General features: G+C 41.6%; 16 protein-coding genes. 13 read left to right on the forward strand and 3 right to left on the reverse strand.

Going from position 1 to position 18719, the window contains the following annotated elements; translation table 11 throughout:
* Positions 1 to 52: 52 nt before the first annotated feature.
* Positions 53 to 1561: a glutamate--tRNA ligase gene (gene gltX / locus FTU80_RS06440; protein WP_168378189.1), complete on the reverse strand. Its 1509-nt coding sequence runs from the start codon at positions 1559 to 1561 to the stop codon at positions 53 to 55.
* Positions 1562 to 1730: 169 nt separating this feature from the next.
* A complete protein-coding gene (locus FTU80_RS06445) occupies positions 1731 to 2024 on the reverse strand; it encodes a hypothetical protein (RefSeq protein WP_180084550.1) in 294 nt (97 codons plus the stop codon).
* A gap of 381 nt (positions 2025 to 2405) precedes the next feature.
* Here FTU80_RS06445 and FTU80_RS06450 point away from each other — a divergent pair, with 381 nt between their 5' ends.
* From FTU80_RS06450 to FTU80_RS06490, 9 genes are all read left to right on the forward strand, one after another.
* A complete protein-coding gene (locus tag FTU80_RS06450) occupies positions 2406 to 3413 on the forward strand; it encodes a sulfate ABC transporter substrate-binding protein (protein WP_180084551.1) in 1008 nt (335 codons plus the stop codon).
* Between the two features lie 248 nt (positions 3414 to 3661).
* Positions 3662 to 4678 (forward strand): sulfate ABC transporter substrate-binding protein, encoded by a 1017-nt coding sequence (locus FTU80_RS06455; protein ID WP_180021499.1) that lies wholly within the window; start codon positions 3662 to 3664, stop codon positions 4676 to 4678.
* 185 nt (positions 4679 to 4863) lie between these two features.
* Entirely contained in the window at positions 4864 to 5775 is a 912-nt protein-coding gene (rsmH, locus tag FTU80_RS06460; protein WP_168378187.1) for a 16S rRNA (cytosine(1402)-N(4))-methyltransferase RsmH, read from the forward strand.
* A gap of 10 nt (positions 5776 to 5785) precedes the next feature.
* A complete protein-coding gene (ftsL, locus tag FTU80_RS06465) occupies positions 5786 to 6118 on the forward strand; it encodes a cell division protein FtsL (protein WP_078189390.1) in 333 nt (110 codons plus the stop codon).
* Positions 6119 to 6130: 12 nt separating this feature from the next.
* On the forward strand, positions 6131 to 7957 hold the full coding sequence (gene ftsI / locus FTU80_RS06470; RefSeq protein WP_168378186.1) for a penicillin-binding protein PBP3: 1827 nt from the start codon (positions 6131 to 6133) through the stop codon (positions 7955 to 7957).
* Between the two features lie 10 nt (positions 7958 to 7967).
* Positions 7968 to 9464 (forward strand): UDP-N-acetylmuramoyl-L-alanyl-D-glutamate--2,6-diaminopimelate ligase, encoded by a 1497-nt coding sequence (locus FTU80_RS06475; RefSeq protein WP_180084552.1) that lies wholly within the window; start codon positions 7968 to 7970, stop codon positions 9462 to 9464.
* 9 nt (positions 9465 to 9473) lie between these two features.
* Positions 9474 to 10883 carry a UDP-N-acetylmuramoyl-tripeptide--D-alanyl-D-alanine ligase gene (gene murF / locus FTU80_RS06480; RefSeq protein ID WP_180084553.1) on the forward strand — a complete coding sequence of 470 codons (1410 nt, stop codon included), beginning with the start codon at positions 9474 to 9476 and terminating at the stop codon, positions 10881 to 10883.
* Entirely contained in the window at positions 10883 to 12001 is a 1119-nt protein-coding gene (mraY, locus tag FTU80_RS06485; protein WP_180084554.1) for a phospho-N-acetylmuramoyl-pentapeptide-transferase, read from the forward strand. Before murF ends, mraY begins: the two co-directional genes overlap by 1 nt.
* A gap of 77 nt (positions 12002 to 12078) precedes the next feature.
* Positions 12079 to 12882 carry a putative RNA methyltransferase gene (locus tag FTU80_RS06490; protein WP_180084635.1) on the forward strand — a complete coding sequence of 268 codons (804 nt, stop codon included), beginning with the start codon at positions 12079 to 12081 and terminating at the stop codon, positions 12880 to 12882.
* Between the two features lie 56 nt (positions 12883 to 12938).
* On the opposite strand, the gene ponA is transcribed toward FTU80_RS06490, so the two are convergent.
* Entirely contained in the window at positions 12939 to 15479 is a 2541-nt protein-coding gene (gene ponA, locus FTU80_RS06495) for a penicillin-binding protein PBP1a (protein ID WP_180084555.1), read from the reverse strand.
* 165 nt (positions 15480 to 15644) lie between these two features.
* Here ponA and FTU80_RS06500 point away from each other — a divergent pair, with 165 nt between their 5' ends.
* From FTU80_RS06500 to FTU80_RS06515, 4 genes are read left to right on the forward strand one after another with little or no spacing between them, the layout of a single operon-like run.
* Positions 15645 to 16703 carry a pilus assembly protein PilM gene (locus tag FTU80_RS06500; RefSeq protein ID WP_078192532.1) on the forward strand — a complete coding sequence of 353 codons (1059 nt, stop codon included), beginning with the start codon at positions 15645 to 15647 and terminating at the stop codon, positions 16701 to 16703.
* The gene (locus FTU80_RS06505; RefSeq protein ID WP_078189382.1) at positions 16703 to 17389 is read left to right on the forward strand and encodes a PilN domain-containing protein; all 687 of its coding nucleotides are present in this window, start codon (positions 16703 to 16705) and stop codon (positions 17387 to 17389) included. The genes FTU80_RS06500 and FTU80_RS06505 overlap by 1 nt, the downstream gene beginning before the upstream one ends.
* Positions 17386 to 18159: a type 4a pilus biogenesis protein PilO gene (locus FTU80_RS06510; protein WP_180084556.1), complete on the forward strand. Its 774-nt coding sequence runs from the start codon at positions 17386 to 17388 to the stop codon at positions 18157 to 18159. The genes FTU80_RS06505 and FTU80_RS06510 overlap by 4 nt, the downstream gene beginning before the upstream one ends.
* Positions 18159 to 18686, forward strand: a complete 528-nt coding sequence (locus tag FTU80_RS06515; RefSeq protein WP_111884140.1) for a pilus assembly protein PilP — start codon at positions 18159 to 18161, stop codon at positions 18684 to 18686. Before FTU80_RS06510 ends, FTU80_RS06515 begins: the two co-directional genes overlap by 1 nt.
* Positions 18687 to 18719 lie beyond the last annotated feature (33 nt).

The following is an 18719-nucleotide window of genomic DNA, read 5'->3' on the forward strand; positions in this document are numbered from 1 at the left end:
GTATGGGCGCTATATTAGGGGGATAACGCCCATCCGTCAACTAAAAAATCAATTAAGCTTCATCAACTGCATCATTTTTCGGCAGTTTTAGGCTTTCATTGAGTTTTTCCCATGCTTTTGTTTCTTTTTTACTCGGACCGCCCACAATTTCAAGTGCATGACGTAAGCGAGCAAAGGTTAAATCAGGACCAATGGTTACCATTGATTGCATAACCGGTGTCGAAGATGTCGAACCTGCAATAGCAATAAAGAAGGTTGGCATGAAGTCACGAAGTTTAATGTCCATTTGGTTCGCCAAATCCATCAGAGTTTGGCTGACGGTGTCATTGTTCCAAGTGAACATGCTTTCTAGACGCCAAATGGCAAATTGAAGGCTTTGACGAACTTGTTCTTCGGTCAATTTTTTGCTTTCAAACTGTTCTTTGCTGAGTGTTGGGAATTGGTTGAAATAAAAACCTGCCCAATTCACTGCTTCAGACAATAAATTAATACGCGGTTGAATCGCAGCAGCAATTTCTTCCAAGGTATTACGATCAGATTTCCAAGCCAGTAGGGTATCGAGCAATTGACCCGGTGTTAAACCTTTAATCCATTGACCATTTAACCAGTTTAGCTTTTCAACATCAAAGATTGGACCGCCTAGTGATACACGTTGAATGTCAAAGTGTTCAATCATTTCAGCCAAAGTGAATTTTTCACTTTCATCCGGCATTGACCAGCCCATACGGCCTAAGTAGTTCAATAATGCTTCAGGTAAAACGCCGATGTCTTTGTAGTAGTTAATTGACGTTGGGTTTTTACGTTTAGACAGTTTTGATTTATCTGGGTTACGTAACAGCGGCATGTGGCAAAGTACAGGCATGTCCCAACCAAAATATTTGTACAATAATTGGTGTTTAGGCGCAGATGGAATCCATTCTTCACCACGAATCACGTGAGTGATTTCCATTAAATGGTCATCAACCACGTTTGCCAAGTGATACGTCGGTAAACCATCGGTTTTCAGTAGAATTTGCATGTCGACTTGCGCCCAAGGAATTTCGACTTCACCACGAAGTAAGTCGTTAAATTTACAAATCCCTTCTTCAGGCACTTTCATACGAATGACATGCGGTTCGCCAGCAGCCAAACGCTGTGCCACTTCTTCCGCAGTGTGTTTTAAGCCACGACCGTCATAACGTGGTGATTCACCACGCGCTTGTTGTTCCGCACGCATTTGATCGAGTTCTTCTGCTGTTGCGAAGCAGTAGAATGCATGACCTTTTTCAACCAGTTCTAAAGCATATTGTTTATAAATGTCCATACGTTCAGATTGGCGGTATGGCGCATGAGGACCACCCACATCTGGACCTTCTGACCAGTTCAAACCTAACCAACGCAATGAATCTAAAATCATTTTCTCAGATTCTGGGGTAGAGCGCAGTTGGTCTGTATCTTCAATACGAAGAATAAATTCACCGCCATGTTGCTTCGCAAAACATAAGTTAAACAATGCAATATAAGCAGTCCCAACATGCGGGAAACCAGTAGGAGAAGGTGCGATACGAGTACGAACAGTCATAATCAGCTTTTAATCAGAATGTAAATTGGGATCTATTATAACGAAAAAGCCTGATCACTTAATGCTTAATTCAACATTGAATGATCAGGCGTTTTTTAGTATTTTTTAGACGACAGTAGGGGAACTCGTCTAAAACAATAGCTTGGACAGCATCAGTATGCTGATGTCGTTATGAGTTGCTACCAGAAAAAATGGCTTGAACAAAACGAGAAAAACTTTGGTTTTGTGATGCAAAGAAACTTTGAGTCGGTGCAGTTTTAATAGACGTAAGTACTTTTAAATTATCGTCTGTACGGCCTTTACCTTCAGATTTTTGCTGATTAATCGCTTTTTCGATCAATGAGGTACGTTCAGCAGGCATCGTAAGTTTGTTATTCGATGCGGTGCTGGTTGCAGCACAAAATCCAGTCTGTGCAGTCACACTTAAACTTAAGCCTAGGCATAGTGCGTATGAAAATTTCATGTCCAAATCTCCCCCTAGTTTTGGTGATGGAACTTTTTATTTGCAAAATAGTTTTAATATTTAGACTACGATTTAACCATCTTTCGTAATTAAAAAGTAGAACTACGTCACAATTTTTACAAAAAAACTAAAAAAGTCTGTACTAGGATTACCTAAATAGACTGTTTTCTCCAGATTTTCGGATGTTTTAGCAAACAACTATGAAGATAGCATGGAGATCGCTTCTGATTGTTGCTGTATTAGCAGAATTAAAGCTTTAAATACGTTATTTTTAGATATCTTTAAAACAGAAATAGATTTGAATTTATATTATAGATAGCTGATTGTTAAAGTTATTTTTGATTTATATAGTGCTCTCAAGATCAATTTGAGTTTGAGCAGATGAAAAAAATAATAGCATCGGGTATTTTCGCTTTATTGGGTGGGGTAGCAGTACAGGTATATGCCGCAAAAGATTTCTTAAATGTCTCATATGATCCAACACGTGAGTTTTATCAGGAATATAACCAAGAATTTGGACAATATTGGAAAAAACGTACAGGACAAGAGATTAACTTTAAACAATCACATGGTGGTTCTGGCAAACAAGCTCGTGCAGTAGCAACGGGTTTACAAGCAGACGTTGTCACTTTGGCATTGGCCAACGATATTGATGAAATTGTGGCGACCGGACAAATCAATAAAAATTGGCAAAAACAATTTCCACATAATTCTGCACCGTATACCTCAACTATCGTATTTTTGGTGCGTAAGGGCAACCCGAAAAAAATTAAAGATTGGAATGACCTGACCAAACCGGGTGTTGAAATTATTACGCCAAATCCAAAAACAGGTGGGGCACCGCGTTGGATCTATTTATCAGCTTGGGGATATGCTTTAAAACAACCGGGTGGAAATGAGGCCAAAGCCAAAGAATTGGTGAAAAAACTCTATAGCAATGTCAAAGTATTGGATTCTGGTGCACGTGGTTCGCTCACGACCTTTGCTGAGCGTGGCATTGGAGATGTCTTACTATCTTGGGAAAATGAGGCACTATTAGCGACCCAGAGCCTAGGCAAAGATAAATATGACATTGTTTATCCGTCTATTTCGATTTTAGCTGAACCTTCGGTGGCTGTAGTAGATAAAACCGTCGACAAAAATGGTAATCGAAATTTGGCGAAGGGTTATTTAAACTATCTATATTCACCTAAGGGCCAAGAGCTGGCAGGTAAATATTTCTTCCGCCCTCGCGATGCAAAAGCCACTGCAAAGTACGCTGCTCAATTCCCGAAAGTTCAAACTTTTACCATTGATAAAGTGTTGGGCGGTTGGGCTAAAGCGCAAAAAACACATTTTGTGAATGGTGCGATTTTTGATCAAATTTATAGTGAAAAGAATAAAGAGTAAAACACCCCACCATAATGTGCGCTGTAAAAACGGATAATCTGGATTATCCGTTTTTTGCATATGTAATGCATAAAAATCTATATATAGTGAATAAGTAGATTGTTTTTGTGTATTTTAATATGAAAAACAAACAATTAAATTCGTAGCGTTAGCTGTATTTAGCAAAGGGTCTAAACACGCTGCAATTGCGATTTATGACTTTATTTCATATATTTAGCAGTATTGAATATAACTTTATGCTGGCTGTTATGAAAACTCAATTTAAGGCGTGGCTCAGTGCTGCGTTGCTTGCCACTGGTGTTGCTTTCTCAGCGTCTGCTCAGGCCGCTGATCGTGAATTTTTAAACGTTTCTTATGATGCAACGCGTGAATTTTATGACGAATTTAATAAGTCATTTGGCGCATATTGGAAAGAGCGTACCGGTAAAACGGTTGCATTTAAACAATCACATGGTGGTTCCGGCAAACAAGCCCGTTCCGTGGTTGACGGTTTAAAAGGTGATGTCGTGACTTTGGCTTTAGCCAATGACATCGAAGAAATTGTGAAGTCTGGTCAGATTCAGCCGGGTTGGCAAAAAGAGTTTCCACATAACTCAGCGCCATATACGTCAACGATTGTCTTCATGGTGCGTAAGGGCAACCCGAAACATATTAAAGATTGGTCTGATTTAACCAAACCGGGCGTACAAATTATTACCCCGAACCCGAAAACTGGCGGTCTCCCACGTTGGGTTTACTTGTCAGCTTGGGGTTATGCTTTGAAACAGCCGGGCGGTAATGAAGTGAAAGCCAAAGATTTCGTGGGTAAAATGTACCATAACGTAAAAGTGATGGACTCTGCGGCACGTGCATCGATGACTACATTTGCAGAACGTGGTATTGGTGATGTGTTATTGACTTGGGAAAACGAAGCTTTAGTTACTCAAAAAACTTTGGGTAAAAACAAATTTGATATCGTGTATCCATCGATGTCGATTTTGACTGAACCTTCGGTGGCAATCGTAGACAAAACTGTCGATAAAAATGGCAATAAATGGTTAGCTCAAGGCTATATCAATTATCTTTATTCTCCATTAGGTCAAGAGATGGCAGCTCGTCATTTTTACCGTCCACGTAATGCAGCAGTTTTAGCAAAATATAAATCACAGTTCCCGCCATTAAAAACCTTTACCATTGATGAAGTGTTTGGTGGTTGGGCAAAAGCTCAACAAACACATTTTGTGAATGGTGCGATCTTCGATCAGATCTATAATAACAAGCGCTAATACATCGAAATCTATGATTTGAGATGTACAAAGACCTCCTTCGGGAGGTTTTTTAATGGATGGCAAAAAATAAAAACGGTTTTCTCTATGGAAAGTAATATTTCTGTACAAAAAGACGTTTGGAGCTTTGCTAAAACAAGGTAATAATGTGCAGTTACATTTTTAGCTGTGTTGAACGAACCCTTATGTCGCATATTTCTGTATTACTTCATGAAACTGTTGATGCTTTACTGGCAGATCGCAATACAGGAATTTTCGTAGATGGCACATTTGGGCGTGGCGGTCATACGCGTTTATTACTGTCTAAATTAGATGAAAATGCACGTGTTTATGCCTTTGATAAAGACCCGCAAGCATTGGCCGTTGCCGCAGAATTAGAACAAGAAGATGCGCGTTTTAAAATTATTCACGCCAGTTTTGCCGATTTAAAAGAGGAACTGCGTAGTCGTGGTATCGATTTGGTCGACGGTATTATGGCGGATTTAGGGGTGTCATCTCCGCAGCTAGACCAAGCAGAGCGTGGCTTTAGCTTTATGAAAGATGGCCCACTTGATATGCGTATGGACAATTCACAAGGTCCAACAGCCGCAGAGTGGTTGGTTGATATTGAAGAAGAAGATTTGGCCAATATTATTTTTAAATATGGTGAAGAGCGTTATAGCCGCCGTATTGCCAAAGCGATTAAAGCGGCAGGGTATATTGAAACTACAGCTCAATTGGCAGAAATCGTAAAAGTTGCCCACCCGAAATGGGAAAAAAATAAACATGCAGCGACACGAACTTTCCAAGCAATTCGTATTGCTATTAACAAAGAACTCGACGATATTGATAACTTCTTACCTCAAGCGGTGGAGATGCTGAAACCTGAAGGCACTCTTGCAGTGATCAGTTTCCATTCTTTAGAGGATCGTTTAATTAAACAATTTATTCAAAAAGAATCTACACTTGCAGAAGACACAGGCTGGGGTTTGCCACAAAAACGCGAAGATACCCGCCGCTTAAAAAAAGTGTCACGAATTAAAGCAAGTGAAGAAGAAGTTAAAGCCAATCCACGATCTCGTAGTGCTTGGCTTCGTGTGGCAGAGCGTTTAGCTTAAAAGGCAAAGAATGAAAACCGAAGCAATCGAAAAAAACTCTGATCAATCGCAGTCAAAGAAAATCATTACATACGGCATTTTATTGCTCTTGGTTTTTGTGAGTGCGATTATGGTTGTATTTCAAGTCTTTGAATATCGACAAGATTATCGTCAATTGAGTACCTATATGCGTGAAAGGGATGACCTCAATGCAGAATGGGGACGTTTGCTGATCGAACAACAAACTTTTGGTGCAACAGCCCAAATTGGGACACGTGCAGTTACCCAATTACGGATGTATTCGCCTCCTATTGCACAAACCGTTGTTATTTCATTGCCACAAACTCCAGAACAGAAAAAATAGGCTGCCGGTCACATGGTTGAAAAGAGAAACAAACAAACTCCGCGTAAAAAACAGCAGTCTGTTACTGGTCGTACAGCCATTTCGGTGGAGATGTGGCGCTATCACTTGATGTGGGCAGTGGTTTTACTGTGCTTTATTGCATTGGTCGGGCGGGCTTTTTATGTACAAATCATCAACAAAGACTTTTTACAAAATAAAGCCAATGCCAAAATTTTAAGAACTGAAACCTTAAAAGCCATGCGCGGTGTAATCTATGACCGTCACGGCGTTCCTTTAGCCATTAGTACTCCGATCATGAAAATCGTGATTGATCCACGTGATTATTTTGACAATAAAAAACTCTTTGAAGAAATTACGGCGGAATTGGCTAAAGATCCAAACAATCGTAAGTTAAAACGTCAATTACCAGATAAAAATCTGAATTTAGATGAACTTGCTGATGCTGTAGGGATGGATCGTGCTGAATTGAGACGCAAAATGAATGAGCGTCCACGTTCACGTTATTTAGTTTTAAAGAAAGAAGTGCCACCACAACAAGCTGAATTGATCATGAAACGTGACTTTCAGGGGGTATATACCGAGAAAAACTATAAGCGCTACTATCCACAGCCTCAGCCAAACTCACAAATTATTGGTTTAACCAATAGTGAGGGTATGGGCATCGAAGGTTTAGAGATGCAATTGAATGAACGTCTTGCAGGCGTAGATGGTGCGCAGCAAATTGTCCGAGATAAAAAAGGCAACCGCGTTAAAGACCCTGAGATCGTGAAAGAGGTTGAGTCGGGTGAAAATATCACGCTGAGTATTGATTCACGTTTGCAATACATTATGTATCGTGAGTTGACTGCAGCCGGCGTAGCCAATAACGCACGTTCTGCAACCGCGATTGCCGTGGATGTCAAAACAGGTGAAATTTTAGCGATGACGTCTTGGCCGTCGTACAACCCGAATGATAAAAAAGGTGTCTTAAATAAAGATGCTATGCGTAACCGTGGTGCGATTGACTCCTTTGAGCCAGGTTCAACCATGAAGCCAATGACCGTGGCAATGGCATTGGAAAGCGGTAAATACACGGCAAATACGGTGGTAAATACCACACCGGGTTCTATGCGTGTAGGGAATCATACTATCCGAGATACGCATAACTATGGCCCTCTGACTTTGGGCGGCATTATTCAAAAATCGTCTAACGTCGGTGTGGCAAAAATCGCTTTATCTCTCCCTTATGAAACATTACCGACCTTCTATCAACGTCTTGGCTTTGGTCAACGTTCAGCGGTGAAATTCCCCGGCGAAAGTGCTGGTCTGATTTTGCCGAAGAGTAAATGGAATGTGTCAGAAGTAGCGACCATGGCTTATGGTTATGGTTTGAACGCTACAGTGCTCCAACTGGCTGATGCATATGCCATGATTGCCAATAAGGGCGTCAAAATGCCACTGAGCTTGTACAAGCTTGAGGAAAAGCCGAAAGGTGAGCAGATGGTTGACCCTAAAATTGCTGATCAAGTGCTTTTAATGATGGAAGCAGTGACCTTGCCGGGTGGTACGGCACGTCAAGCCAATATTCCGGGTTATCGCGTGGCGGGTAAAACTGGTACAGCACATAAATTACGTGCAGACCGTAAAGGCTATTCGACTTCAGAATATCGAGCACTCTTTGCCGGTGTTGCACCAGTGAGTGATCCACGTTTGGCCATGATTGTTGTAGTGGAAAACCCGACAGGTCAGTATTACGGTGGTCTGGTGGCTGCACCAGTTTTCGCTCGTGTAATGCAAGAATCTTTACGTTTAATGAACGTACCATTAGATAAACCTTTAGACACTCCTAAGATCCAGTAATAGGTGATGAATGAAAATTACGTTTCAAGATCTATACACCGTTGAACAGCCCGCAGAATGGATGTTGCAATCCTTTCAGGGCTTCAATCTGGATAGTCGCAAAGTTACAGCAGGGCAAATATTTATTGCCCTGACTTCGTTTTCGCAACCTGAAAAAACTGCACAATTTGCAGGTGCAGCGTTAGAAAATGGTGCGTTGGCAGTCATTTCAGAAACTGATTTGGGCTTGGATCAAAGTGTTGTGATTGCGGATGTGCGTCAATTGATGGGGCAGTGGCAAAAGCAATATCTACAGGCGACTCAACCAGCTCAAGCTGCACGGATTTTGGCTGTGACGGGTACCAATGGTAAAACCACGATCTCACGCTTAATCGCTGAATTACTCATGCTGCAAGGCAAAAAATGTGCAGTGATGGGAACCACTGGAAACGGGATTTTACCGAATTTAGAAGCCTCATCTCACACTACTTTAGATGCGTTACATATGCAAAATGCATTGCATGCCTATGCGCTTGATGGTGCAGAGTTTGCTGCCATAGAGGCAAGTTCGCACGGATTAGAACAAGGTCGATTAAATGGCTGTGCAATTGAAATTGCCGCATATAGCAATTTAAGTCGTGATCATTTGGATTATCATAAAACCCTTGAAGCCTATGCTGAAGCGAAATCACGTTTGTTCCAGTTTACATCGCTCAAAGTTGCAGTCATCAATCTCGATGATGAACATGCAGAAGTGATGCTGAATGCCGCACGCCAAAATCCGGCTCAGCCTAAAATTTTGACTTATTCAACGCGTCAGGCTGCGGATTATCAAGTGACGGATATTCAATACAGCTTAACGGGCGCACAATTTAAATTGCGTACTGCTCAAGCTGAATTTGTGGTGCAAAGTCCATTATTGGGACACTTCAATATTGAAAATATTGTGGCGAGCTTAATTTCAGCGGAGCAAGCGGGTTTTGACTTATCTGCCTTGATCGCAACTGCGCCCGAGTTAAAAGGTGCACCGGGTCGTATGCAAGTGATTCGTGATGATGAACGCCTGTTCGTGGTGGATTATGCACATACACCAGATGCTTTAGTTCAAGTGTTACAGACCTTAAAACGTCATGTATCGCAACAGTTATGGGCGGTGTTTGGCTGTGGTGGTGATCGTGACCGTGGTAAGCGTCCATTGATGACACAAGCGGCATTAAACCATGCAGATGTTGCGTTGATTACCTCGGATAATCCACGTACTGAAAACCCAGAACAAATTTTTGCAGATATGAAGGCTGGTATTGATTTTACTGGAAAAACTGTCCATGAAATCCATGACCGCCGTGAAGCGATTAAATTCGCAGTCAACCATGCGCAAGCGGGTGATATTGTGGTGATTGCTGGTAAAGGCCATGAAAACTATCAAGAAATTGATGGTGTTCGACATTGGTTTGATGATGTGGTGGAAGTGAAATCAGCAATTGATTCCCAGCATCACAACACTGACTCGGCTTATCCAGCGCAATAGGAAACAGATATGCATACTTCAACGACCAGTACGGTTCCGTTAGAACCATGGACTGCCGAACAGTTGGTTCAAGCGACACAAGGTCACTGGCATAACAATCAAGCGCCGACAGGTTCTGTAAAACGAATTTTGACCGACTCACGTCATGCAGAGCAAGGTGACGCTTTTCTTGCCCTGAAAGGTGAGCGCTTTGACGCGCATGACTTCCTTGCTCAAGTGGCTGAAAAGGGTTGTGAAATTGCCATCGTTAGTCATCCTGTCGATGTGGATATTTATCAGTTGGTGGTTGCAGATACACGTTTGGCGCTTGGACATTTGGGTGCATTTCGTCGTGCCCAAAACCCAGCTTTAAAAGTCATTGCCTTGACAGGAAGCAGTGGTAAAACTACGACTAAAGAGATGCTCGGGAGTATCCTTTCTCGTCTTGCACCAACATTAATTACGCGCGGTAATTTAAATAATGACCTTGGCGTACCGATGATGTTACTTGAGTTGCGTCCAGAACATCAGTATGCCGTGATGGAGCTTGGTGCCAGTCATAAGGGTGAAATTGATTACACCTCAAATTTGGTACAGCCTCAGGTTGCCGGTATTTTAAATATTGGCACTGCTCATATGGGTGAATTTGGTGGGCGTGATGGCATTTGTCGTGCCAAGTCTGAAATTTATGCACATATAGCGAAAACAGGAACTTCGATTGTTCCTGCGGCAGATGATTTTACAGATGCCATTCGTCAAGCGGTGCAAACTGAGCAAGTAATGAGTTTTGGTCAGGGTGGGGATGTCTTTGCGACTGAGACGGAGCTTCAGGCTCAATCTTCACGTTTTATCTTAAATACGCCACACGGTGCACGTCCTGTTCAGCTGCCATTTGCTGGTGAACATAATGTGCAAAATGCCACTGCAGCCGCAGCTTTCGCGTTGTCGATTGGTGTGAGTTTAGATGATATCGTTGTGGGGCTTGAACATGCGACAGGTGCCAAAGGTCGTCTAAACTTTATTCAACATAAAGATTATTTGTTTATTGATGATACTTACAATGCAAATCCAACCTCAATGCGTGCTGCTGCTGATGTACTTGCGCAGCAAGATGGCATCAAAGTCATGGTCATTGGGGATATTGGTGAGTTAGGTTCTTCTGCTGCACAGCAGCACTACATGTTGGGACGTGATCTTGTCTCACACTCTGGTCTTCAATTTGTCGTTGCTGTCGGTGAGTTTTCACCTGCTGTGCAAGAAGGCGCGCGCAGTACACAATATGGTAAAAAATTACAGGCCTTTCTTACTCAAGAACAGGCTTTACCGTTATTAATTAGTCTAGTCAAAACACATCAGCCTCAGTCCATGAGTTTCCTGTTTAAAGGTTCTCGTTATACCCACATGGAAACTTTGATGGCTGAATTGATGGAGAAACTTTAATGCTGTTATGGTTATTTGAGCAGCTTGCGGGTTATCACAGCTCGTTTCAGGTTGTTCGTTATTTAACGCTTCGTTCGCTACTCAGTGTCTTAACGGCATTGGCCATTGGTCTGTTGCTTGGACCTGTGATGATCCGCAAATTGCAAGCTCTCAAATATGGTCAGGCAGTCAGTTCATTTGCACCTGAAAATCATGCCAAAAAAATGGGCACACCGACTATGGGCGGTGTGTTGATTTTACTGTCTATTGGGATTTCAACCTTACTTTGGGCCGATCTTTCAAACCCTTATGTATGGATTGTACTTGGCGTGATGGTGATCTTTGGTGCTGTTGGCTGGGCCGATGACTGGATTAAAATCCGTTATAAAGACAATGCCGGTCTATCTGCGAAGAAGAAATTCTTTTGGACTTCTGTGGCATCATTAGGTGCTGGTATTGCACTTTATGTGATTGCGACACAGCAAGCAAACCCAGTACATACCTCAAATATGTTGGATCTGCTGATTCCATTCTTTAAAGAAATTAGCATTCCATTGTCTATTATTCCACTCGGTATTGGCTTTATTGTCTTTACTTATTTGGTGATTAACGGCGCATCTAATGCGGTGAACTTAACCGATGGTTTAGATGGCCTAGCAATTATGCCAATCGTTCTGGTTGCGGCAGGTTTAGGTGTATTTGCTTATCTTGCTGGTGATGTTCGTTTTGCCGATTATTTACATATTCCTTATGTGAAATATGCATCTGAACTTGTCGTGATCTGTGCGGCAATGATCGGTGCTGGCTTAGCATTCTTATGGTTTAATGCACATCCTGCTCAAGTCTTTATGGGTGATGTCGGTGCCTTATCTCTAGGTGCGATGCTCGGTACGATCGCAGTCATGGTTCGTCAAGAAATCGTTTTTGCCATTATGGGCGGTGTTTTCGTGGTTGAAGCTATTTCTGTCTTCTTGCAAATTGGCTCGCTGCGTATGCGGAACAAGCGTGTATTCTTAATGGCACCGCTGCACCATCACTATGAGAAAAAGGGATGGCGTGAAACTCAGGTGGTGATTCGTTTCTGGATTATCACAATTATGCTGGTAGTTTTGGGTCTAATGACTTTAAAATTACGTTAAGCAAATATATAAACGAAACCGGCATTTGCTCCCACAGATGCCGGTTTTTTTATTTCAATAATATAGTGGAGTAAATGATGAACCTGTTGATGTGTCCTGTATGCCGTGAAGCATTAAAACTCACAGAGCGGACATGGCGCTGTGAAAATAATCATAGCTATGATGTTGCAAAACAAGGCTATGTCAATTTACACGTGGTTCAACATAAACACAGTAAAAACCCAGGCGATACGCCTGAATCTGTACAGGCGCGTCGAGCATTTTTAAGTGCAGGTCACTATGCACCTTTGCAACAGACAGTAGTGGCTTTGATTCAAAAGTTACGTGTTGAAAACTTATTGGATATTGGCTGTGGTGAAGGCTATTACACTAATGCGATGCAAGCTGAAGTATTACAGTGTGTGGGTGTCGATATCGCTAAAAATGCAGTACAAGTGGCCGCTAAACTGAATAAAGAGGTGACTTGGGTGGTTGGGACAGGGGCAACCTTACCTGTATTAGATCATTCGATTGACTTGTGTACGAGTTTATTTAGTCCTATTCCTCAAGAAGAAATCCTTCGTGTGTTAAAGCCTGAAGGGCACTTGATGGTGGTCACACCTGCGCCAGAGCATCTTTATGCAATGCGTGAAGCCCTGTTTGAAGAAGTAAAACCCCATGAACCGCATAAATTTGTGGAACAACTGGCAAATGATTTTGAATTGGAAAGTGAGCAAGTGGTACTAGCGAAAATGTCACTTTCTCAGCAGGATCTCAAAAACTTAATTGCAATGACGCCTTATGCCTATAAAGTGAAAGCTGAGCGTCGAGAAGCTCTAGAAAAAAATGAACAATTTGAGTTGCAAGCGCAGTATCAAATTTATCTCTTTAAAAAGAAATAATGCATTGGAAGTGATAAAAAAAGCCCTCGTTTGAGGGCTTTTTTTATGCAGCTTATTTACTGAACTTGATCGATGAGATGATCAAGTGCGTCAGTTTTATGCTCTGTACCTTGTGGTTTAGGCTGCATTGGTGGTGGCGCAGTCCGAGTAGGTGCAAGATTGGTTTCAGCAGACCCTGGAAGGTCGTCAAAATCATTTTGCGAAGCCTGTGGCTTCGGTGCAACAGGTGCAGGACGATACAGCGGTTGAGCCATCGGCGGCGTTGCTGCACGATCTTGTTCAGGTTGACCTTGAGTCGCTTTAGCTGAATTACGGTTGATTGGATTCTTGGCATGGGTGTCTAAACGCACCCAAGCTTCAGGTGTACCTTTGAGGGATTTTGCCATAAAATCTGACCAAATCGGCAGTGCTGCAACACCACCATATTCACGTCGACCTAAGGTAGAAGGTTGGTCAAAACCGACCCAAGCTACAGTGACTAATTTTCCATTAAATCCAGCAAACCATGCGTCTTTTGCATCATTGGTTGTACCGGTTTTACCACCTAAATCTCCGCGACCAATTTTTAATGCCGCACGACCTGTACCATGTTGGATCACATCACGCAAGATGTTCGCCATATCAAAGGCCGAACTCGACTTCAAAATTCGCTGAGCTTGCTTATAGTTTGCTGCTTCAGTATCGGAAATTTTCGATTCAGCAGGTTTATTATCCTGATTAGTGACTTCAATCACTTCATCATCTGGCGTGGTCGGATCTGCAGATTCAACTTCGTCCTTTTGATTGATACATTGAATACATGCATATTCAGGATTGGCTTGATAAATCACTTTGCCATAAGCATCTTCAATACGACTAATAAAGTGCGGTTGAATACGATATCCACCGTTGGCAAATGTCGCATAACCTGTCGCCATTTGAATCGGCAATACCTGTGGGGTACCTAAAGCAATGGTGTAGTTACGTGGAATTTGGTTTTCTTGCAAACCAAAATCCATAAATAATTGGCGAGTACGTTCAATCCCGACGACTTGTAATAAGCGAACTGAAACTGTGTTACGTGATAAATAGAGGGCGCGGCGTAGAGGAATCATCCCCAAATAGCGACCGTCAGAGTTTTTAGGCGTCCATTTGCCAATCGTAATTGGATTGTCATTGACCATGGAGTATGGAGTCATACCGCGTTCAAGTGCTAAAGCATAAACAAAGGGTTTAATGGTTGAACCCGGCTGACGCCAGCCTTGTAGAGCACGGTTAAATTTAGATTGATAAAAATTATAACCACCGACAATGGCTTCAATGCCACCATTATTGGGGTTGAGTGCGATCAATTGACCTTGCGCTTTTGGAATTTGCACCAAAGCCCATGAGCTTTTATCAGCATTCGGACGTAGGCGAATAATATCTTTTACTTTAACAATTTGTGAGGCTTTGCTTGGCGTATTGCCTACACTATTGGCATTGCGATAGGGACGTGCCCAAGACAGACCTGACCATGGAACAGTCACACTACTGCCGTCTTGCATCAACACTTCGATACTGGTGTTGTTGACTTTAGTGACTTCGGCAGGATAAGTGTTAGCATATGGAATAAAGTTTTTTAATGGCTCATCATGTGCTTCTGCACCACGCCAACCATGTCGTCTATCGTAAGCTTCAAGACCATCTTGCACAGCTTGCTCAGCATAGGCTTGGCGTTGGCTGTTGATGGTGGTATAGACTTTATAGCCAGAATCTATCGCTTGTTCGCCAAACTTTTCTACGAGCTCAGAGCGAACCATTTCCCCGACATAGGGGAATTTGTTGCTAACTCCGCGGTCAGGCATATCGAGATTAATTGGTTCAGCAATTGCTTCTTGATATTCCGATTGATTGATATAACCCAATTGCAACATACGTCCTAAAATCCAATTACGACGCTCTAAAGCACGTTTTGGATTGGCTACAGGATTATATTTTGATGGTGCTTTGGGGAGGCCTGAAATCATTGCCATTTGAGCCAAGCTCAAATCTTGCAAGCTCTTGTTATAATAAATTTTTGCAGCTGCTGCGATCCCGTATGCATTTTTGCCCAAAAAGATTTTGTTAACATACAGCGTTAAAATTTCTTCCTTACTTAGATTTTGTTCAATTTTTCGAGCAAGGAAAATTTCGGTTAGTTTACGTTTTAAAGTACGCTCTGGAGTCAGATAATAGTTTTTTGCAACCTGCATGGTAATGGTTGAACCACCCGTTTGCACATCTGAGCCTGTAATACTTTCACTGACGGCACGCCCCAATCCTTTGAAACTAATTCCGCTGTGTTCAAAGAACGAAGAATCTTCCGCAGCTAAAAAGCCATGAATGAAATGAGACGGGATTTGGTCGTACTCTACAGGAACCGAAAGTTTGCCACCATATTCTGCAATCAGCTCATTATCAGCACTATAAACTTGCAATGGTTTTAATAATGGAGCCTTTTTTAAGATGGACATTTCAGGCAAAGACGGGGCAATATAGAGATACATGCCATAGAAACCCATTGGAATTGCGACCAAAACAATAATAATGGCCAAAAAAAATGGATGAACAAGGCCTGAACAAGATAGCTTTTTCATAACAAGTAAGTTTTAATAAGAGCTAATGGCAAACTAATTGGTGGTCAGTATATCCTTTCGATATACGGATTGTTAGATGAGTTATTGTATCTGTATAAAATTATAGACCAATGCTAATTAGTGGGTTAATTTTTTTGGGGATAAAAAAATAATAGGAATTATATTGTGCTCAGGTTATATCGTAAGCCAAATAAGGGGTTAATAGGAGTAGATATTAGTTCGACTTCTGTTAAGGTTTTGGAACTTTCTGTAAAGAGTGGGCGGTATTGGGTAGAAAGCTATGCTTTGGTGCCATTACCAGAAGGAAGTGTTGTTGAAAAGAACATATTGAATCCGGAAGCTGTCGGTGACTGTTTAGAGCGCGCAATTAATTTGGCCAATACGCAGACCACTAATGCAGCTTTGGCGGTTCCAACGTCGATGGTGATTACAAAAATCATCGAAATGGACGCAGATATGAACGATGATGAACGTGAAATTCAGATTCGTGATGATGCTGAGCAATATATTCCGTTCCCACTTGATGAAGCGAGCCTTGATTTTGAGGTCTTGCCAGATCGTCTGTCCAACCCAAATCGTGTCAATGTTTTGCTTGTCGCTACACGTATTGAAAATGTTGAAGCGCGTGCGGAAGTCATTCAGCTTGCTGGTCTTACACCAAAAATTGGTGATGTAGAAAGCTTTGCAATTGAAAATGCATTTAAAGTTTTCTCAGATACTTTGCCAATGGGTGTGAATACCGTGGGTATTTTAGATATTGGTCATAGTATGACGACCTTATCTGTCATGCAGAATAACAAAGTGATTTATACCCGTGAGCAAGTGTTTGGTGGCAAACAATTGACACAGGAAATTCAAAATCGCTATGCATTGTCTTTCGAAGAAGCAGGTCGAGCGAAAAAAACACGTGCCTTGCCAGATGATTATGATATCGAAGTCTTAGAACCCTTCTTAGAAGCTGTCGTTCAACAAGCAGCACGTTCTTTACAGTTCTTTTTCTCATCTTCACAGTTCAACGAAATTGACCATATTTTATTGGCAGGGGGGAATGCCAATATTCCGGGGCTTGCAAAATTACTTCAACAAAAATTGGGTTACCGCGTCACGATTGCCAATCCATTCTTGCAAATGGGTTTTTCACCTCAAATTGATATTAAAAAAATTGAAAATGATGCCTCATCACTCATGGTGGCATGCGGTCTAGCATTGAGGAGTTTTGATTAATGGCAAAAATTAACTTGCTCCCTTGGCGTGATGAGCTAAGAGAGAAACGAAAAAAAGAATTTATTGCACTTTGTATTGGGGCTTTCTTAATTGGGGTAATTGGGGTTGGTTTAACATGGTTGTACTTTGATCACAAATTAAAAGATCAAGAACAAGCGAACCAATTGATTATCAGTCATAACCAAAACTTAGATGTTCAATTAAAGTCTTTGGATGGTTTACAAGAACAGCGTAATGCCATTATTGAACGAATGAAGTTGATTCAAGGCTTACAAGGTCAACGTCCAATCGCTGTACATCTTGTAGATGAATTGGTCCGTGTGACACCTGCCAATATGTACATCACAAAATTTGAACGTAATGGCGATAAATTTATGATCGAAGGGCGTGCGGAAAGTCCAAACACTGTTGCAGATCTACTGCGTAATTTGGAAGCATCACCTTGGTATCGTAATGCCTTCATGAGCTCATTCCTCGTGGCGGAAGAGAAAAAAGACAAAGCGCCGACGTCAGTGGTTCCTCGCGTAGAAGAATCTTATGGTGCATTTACTGTGACTGCTGATTTGGAGCAAATTGCGCAGCCGACCATTAATGATCCAGCAGCAAATGCAGGACAGTCAGCTTCATCGGCGCAAACATCTGACGCACAAACTGCAGCAACACCAACTCCGGAGGCTGCAAAATGAGTCGTGATGAATTTGAACAATTGAATCAAGATGCTGTGGTCATTCCGAAAAAGAAAATGACTTTTGATAAGTTTGTACAGCAGTTCAATACGCTAGATCCGAATAACTATGGTAGTTGGCCAATTTCAGTCAAAATTACATGTTGGATTTTTATCATTATCCTTGTGGCAATTTTGGGCTATTTCTTGGCGATTAAAGACAAGATTGAAGCTATTTCAAGTGCCAATGCACAAGAACAAAATTTGTTAAATGAGTTTCGTGAAAAAGATTCAAAACTACGTAATTTGCAACAATATCAATTGCAGTTACAAGATATGGAAGCACGTTTTAATCAACAGTTAGAACAATTGCCGAAAGAAACTGAAATTCCAGGTTTGGTTGAAGATATCAACTTAACAGGCGTGAATTCTGGATTGAAATTTAAAATTATTCGTCTTGAGCCTGAAGTGAAGCAAGAGTTCTTTACGGAACAGCCAATTCATATTGAGGCAACAGGTGATTACCACGCCTTTGGTTCATTTGTAAGTAGTATTGCGGGGCTCTCACGGATTGTGACTTTGCATAATTTAACGATTACAGCAACTGAAAATAAAGAAAAGAACTCAGATATTCCAAAAATTGACTATGTGATTTCTGCAAAAACATATCGTTATGAAGGGAATGCTGACCAGTCATCTAATACTGAAGCAAATAGCACCGATGGGAAAGGCACTCAGGATAGTAAAAATAAATCTATGAATAATTCAAAGAAAAGTAAGGGGGCTAAGTAATGAAAATAACTAAGTTTACATTTGCTTCTCTTGCTGTTTTCTTTTTAGCAGGTTGTGAATCACGTATTGATGTAGTCAATCAAGAGATGGCAAATATACGCAATCAAGCTCCACTAGCGATTGAACCTGCGCCAGATTTTGTACCTGTCGAAACTTTTAATTATGCGGCGCACTCTTTAAAAAGTCCGTTCTTGCCAAGTTCATTGGCAGCAGAACTTAAAATCATGGCAGGCAAGCGTGTTTATCCAAACTTGAGTCGTCAGCCTCAACCTTTGGAGAGTTATGCACTCGAAACCCTGAATATGAAGGGTAGTATGCGTAACCAATCTGGGCAAATATTAGCCTTGATTCAGACACCTGATGGTGAAGTTGAGCGTATTCAACGTGGAAGTTATATGGGGCTCAATCATGGTCGAGTGGTAAATATTACCCCGACTCAAATTGATTTGATTGAGATTATTCCGGATGGGCGAGAAGGATATGTAGAGCGTCCTAGAAGTCTCATATTAATTGGACCAGCACCTTAAGGTTAAAGGAATAAAAATGAAGAATAGTGTACA

Origin of the sequence: Acinetobacter sp. YH12145, from assembly GCF_013418335.1 — a bacterium.
Classification (GTDB): Bacteria; Pseudomonadota; Gammaproteobacteria; order Pseudomonadales; family Moraxellaceae; genus Acinetobacter; species Acinetobacter amyesii.

Coding starts and splice junctions, on each gene's coding strand:
- gltX (WP_168378189.1), bottom strand. CDS start 1,561: ATGACTGTTCGTACTCGTATCGCACCTTCTCCTACTGGTTTCCCGCAT.
- FTU80_RS06445 (WP_180084550.1), bottom strand. CDS start 2,024: ATGAAATTTTCATACGCACTATGCCTAGGCTTAAGTTTAAGTGTGACT.
- FTU80_RS06450 (WP_180084551.1), top strand. CDS start 2,406: ATGAAAAAAATAATAGCATCGGGTATTTTCGCTTTATTGGGTGGGGTA.
- FTU80_RS06455 (WP_180021499.1), top strand. CDS start 3,662: ATGAAAACTCAATTTAAGGCGTGGCTCAGTGCTGCGTTGCTTGCCACT.
- rsmH (WP_168378187.1), top strand. CDS start 4,864: ATGTCGCATATTTCTGTATTACTTCATGAAACTGTTGATGCTTTACTG.
- ftsL (WP_078189390.1), top strand. CDS start 5,786: ATGAAAACCGAAGCAATCGAAAAAAACTCTGATCAATCGCAGTCAAAG.
- ftsI (WP_168378186.1), top strand. CDS start 6,131: ATGGTTGAAAAGAGAAACAAACAAACTCCGCGTAAAAAACAGCAGTCT.
- FTU80_RS06475 (WP_180084552.1), top strand. CDS start 7,968: ATGAAAATTACGTTTCAAGATCTATACACCGTTGAACAGCCCGCAGAA.
- murF (WP_180084553.1), top strand. CDS start 9,474: ATGCATACTTCAACGACCAGTACGGTTCCGTTAGAACCATGGACTGCC.
- mraY (WP_180084554.1), top strand. CDS start 10,883: ATGCTGTTATGGTTATTTGAGCAGCTTGCGGGTTATCACAGCTCGTTT.
- FTU80_RS06490 (WP_180084635.1), top strand. CDS start 12,079: ATGAACCTGTTGATGTGTCCTGTATGCCGTGAAGCATTAAAACTCACA.
- ponA (WP_180084555.1), bottom strand. CDS start 15,479: ATGAAAAAGCTATCTTGTTCAGGCCTTGTTCATCCATTTTTTTTGGCC.
- FTU80_RS06505 (WP_078189382.1), top strand. CDS start 16,703: ATGGCAAAAATTAACTTGCTCCCTTGGCGTGATGAGCTAAGAGAGAAA.
- FTU80_RS06510 (WP_180084556.1), top strand. CDS start 17,386: ATGAGTCGTGATGAATTTGAACAATTGAATCAAGATGCTGTGGTCATT.
- FTU80_RS06515 (WP_111884140.1), top strand. CDS start 18,159: ATGAAAATAACTAAGTTTACATTTGCTTCTCTTGCTGTTTTCTTTTTA.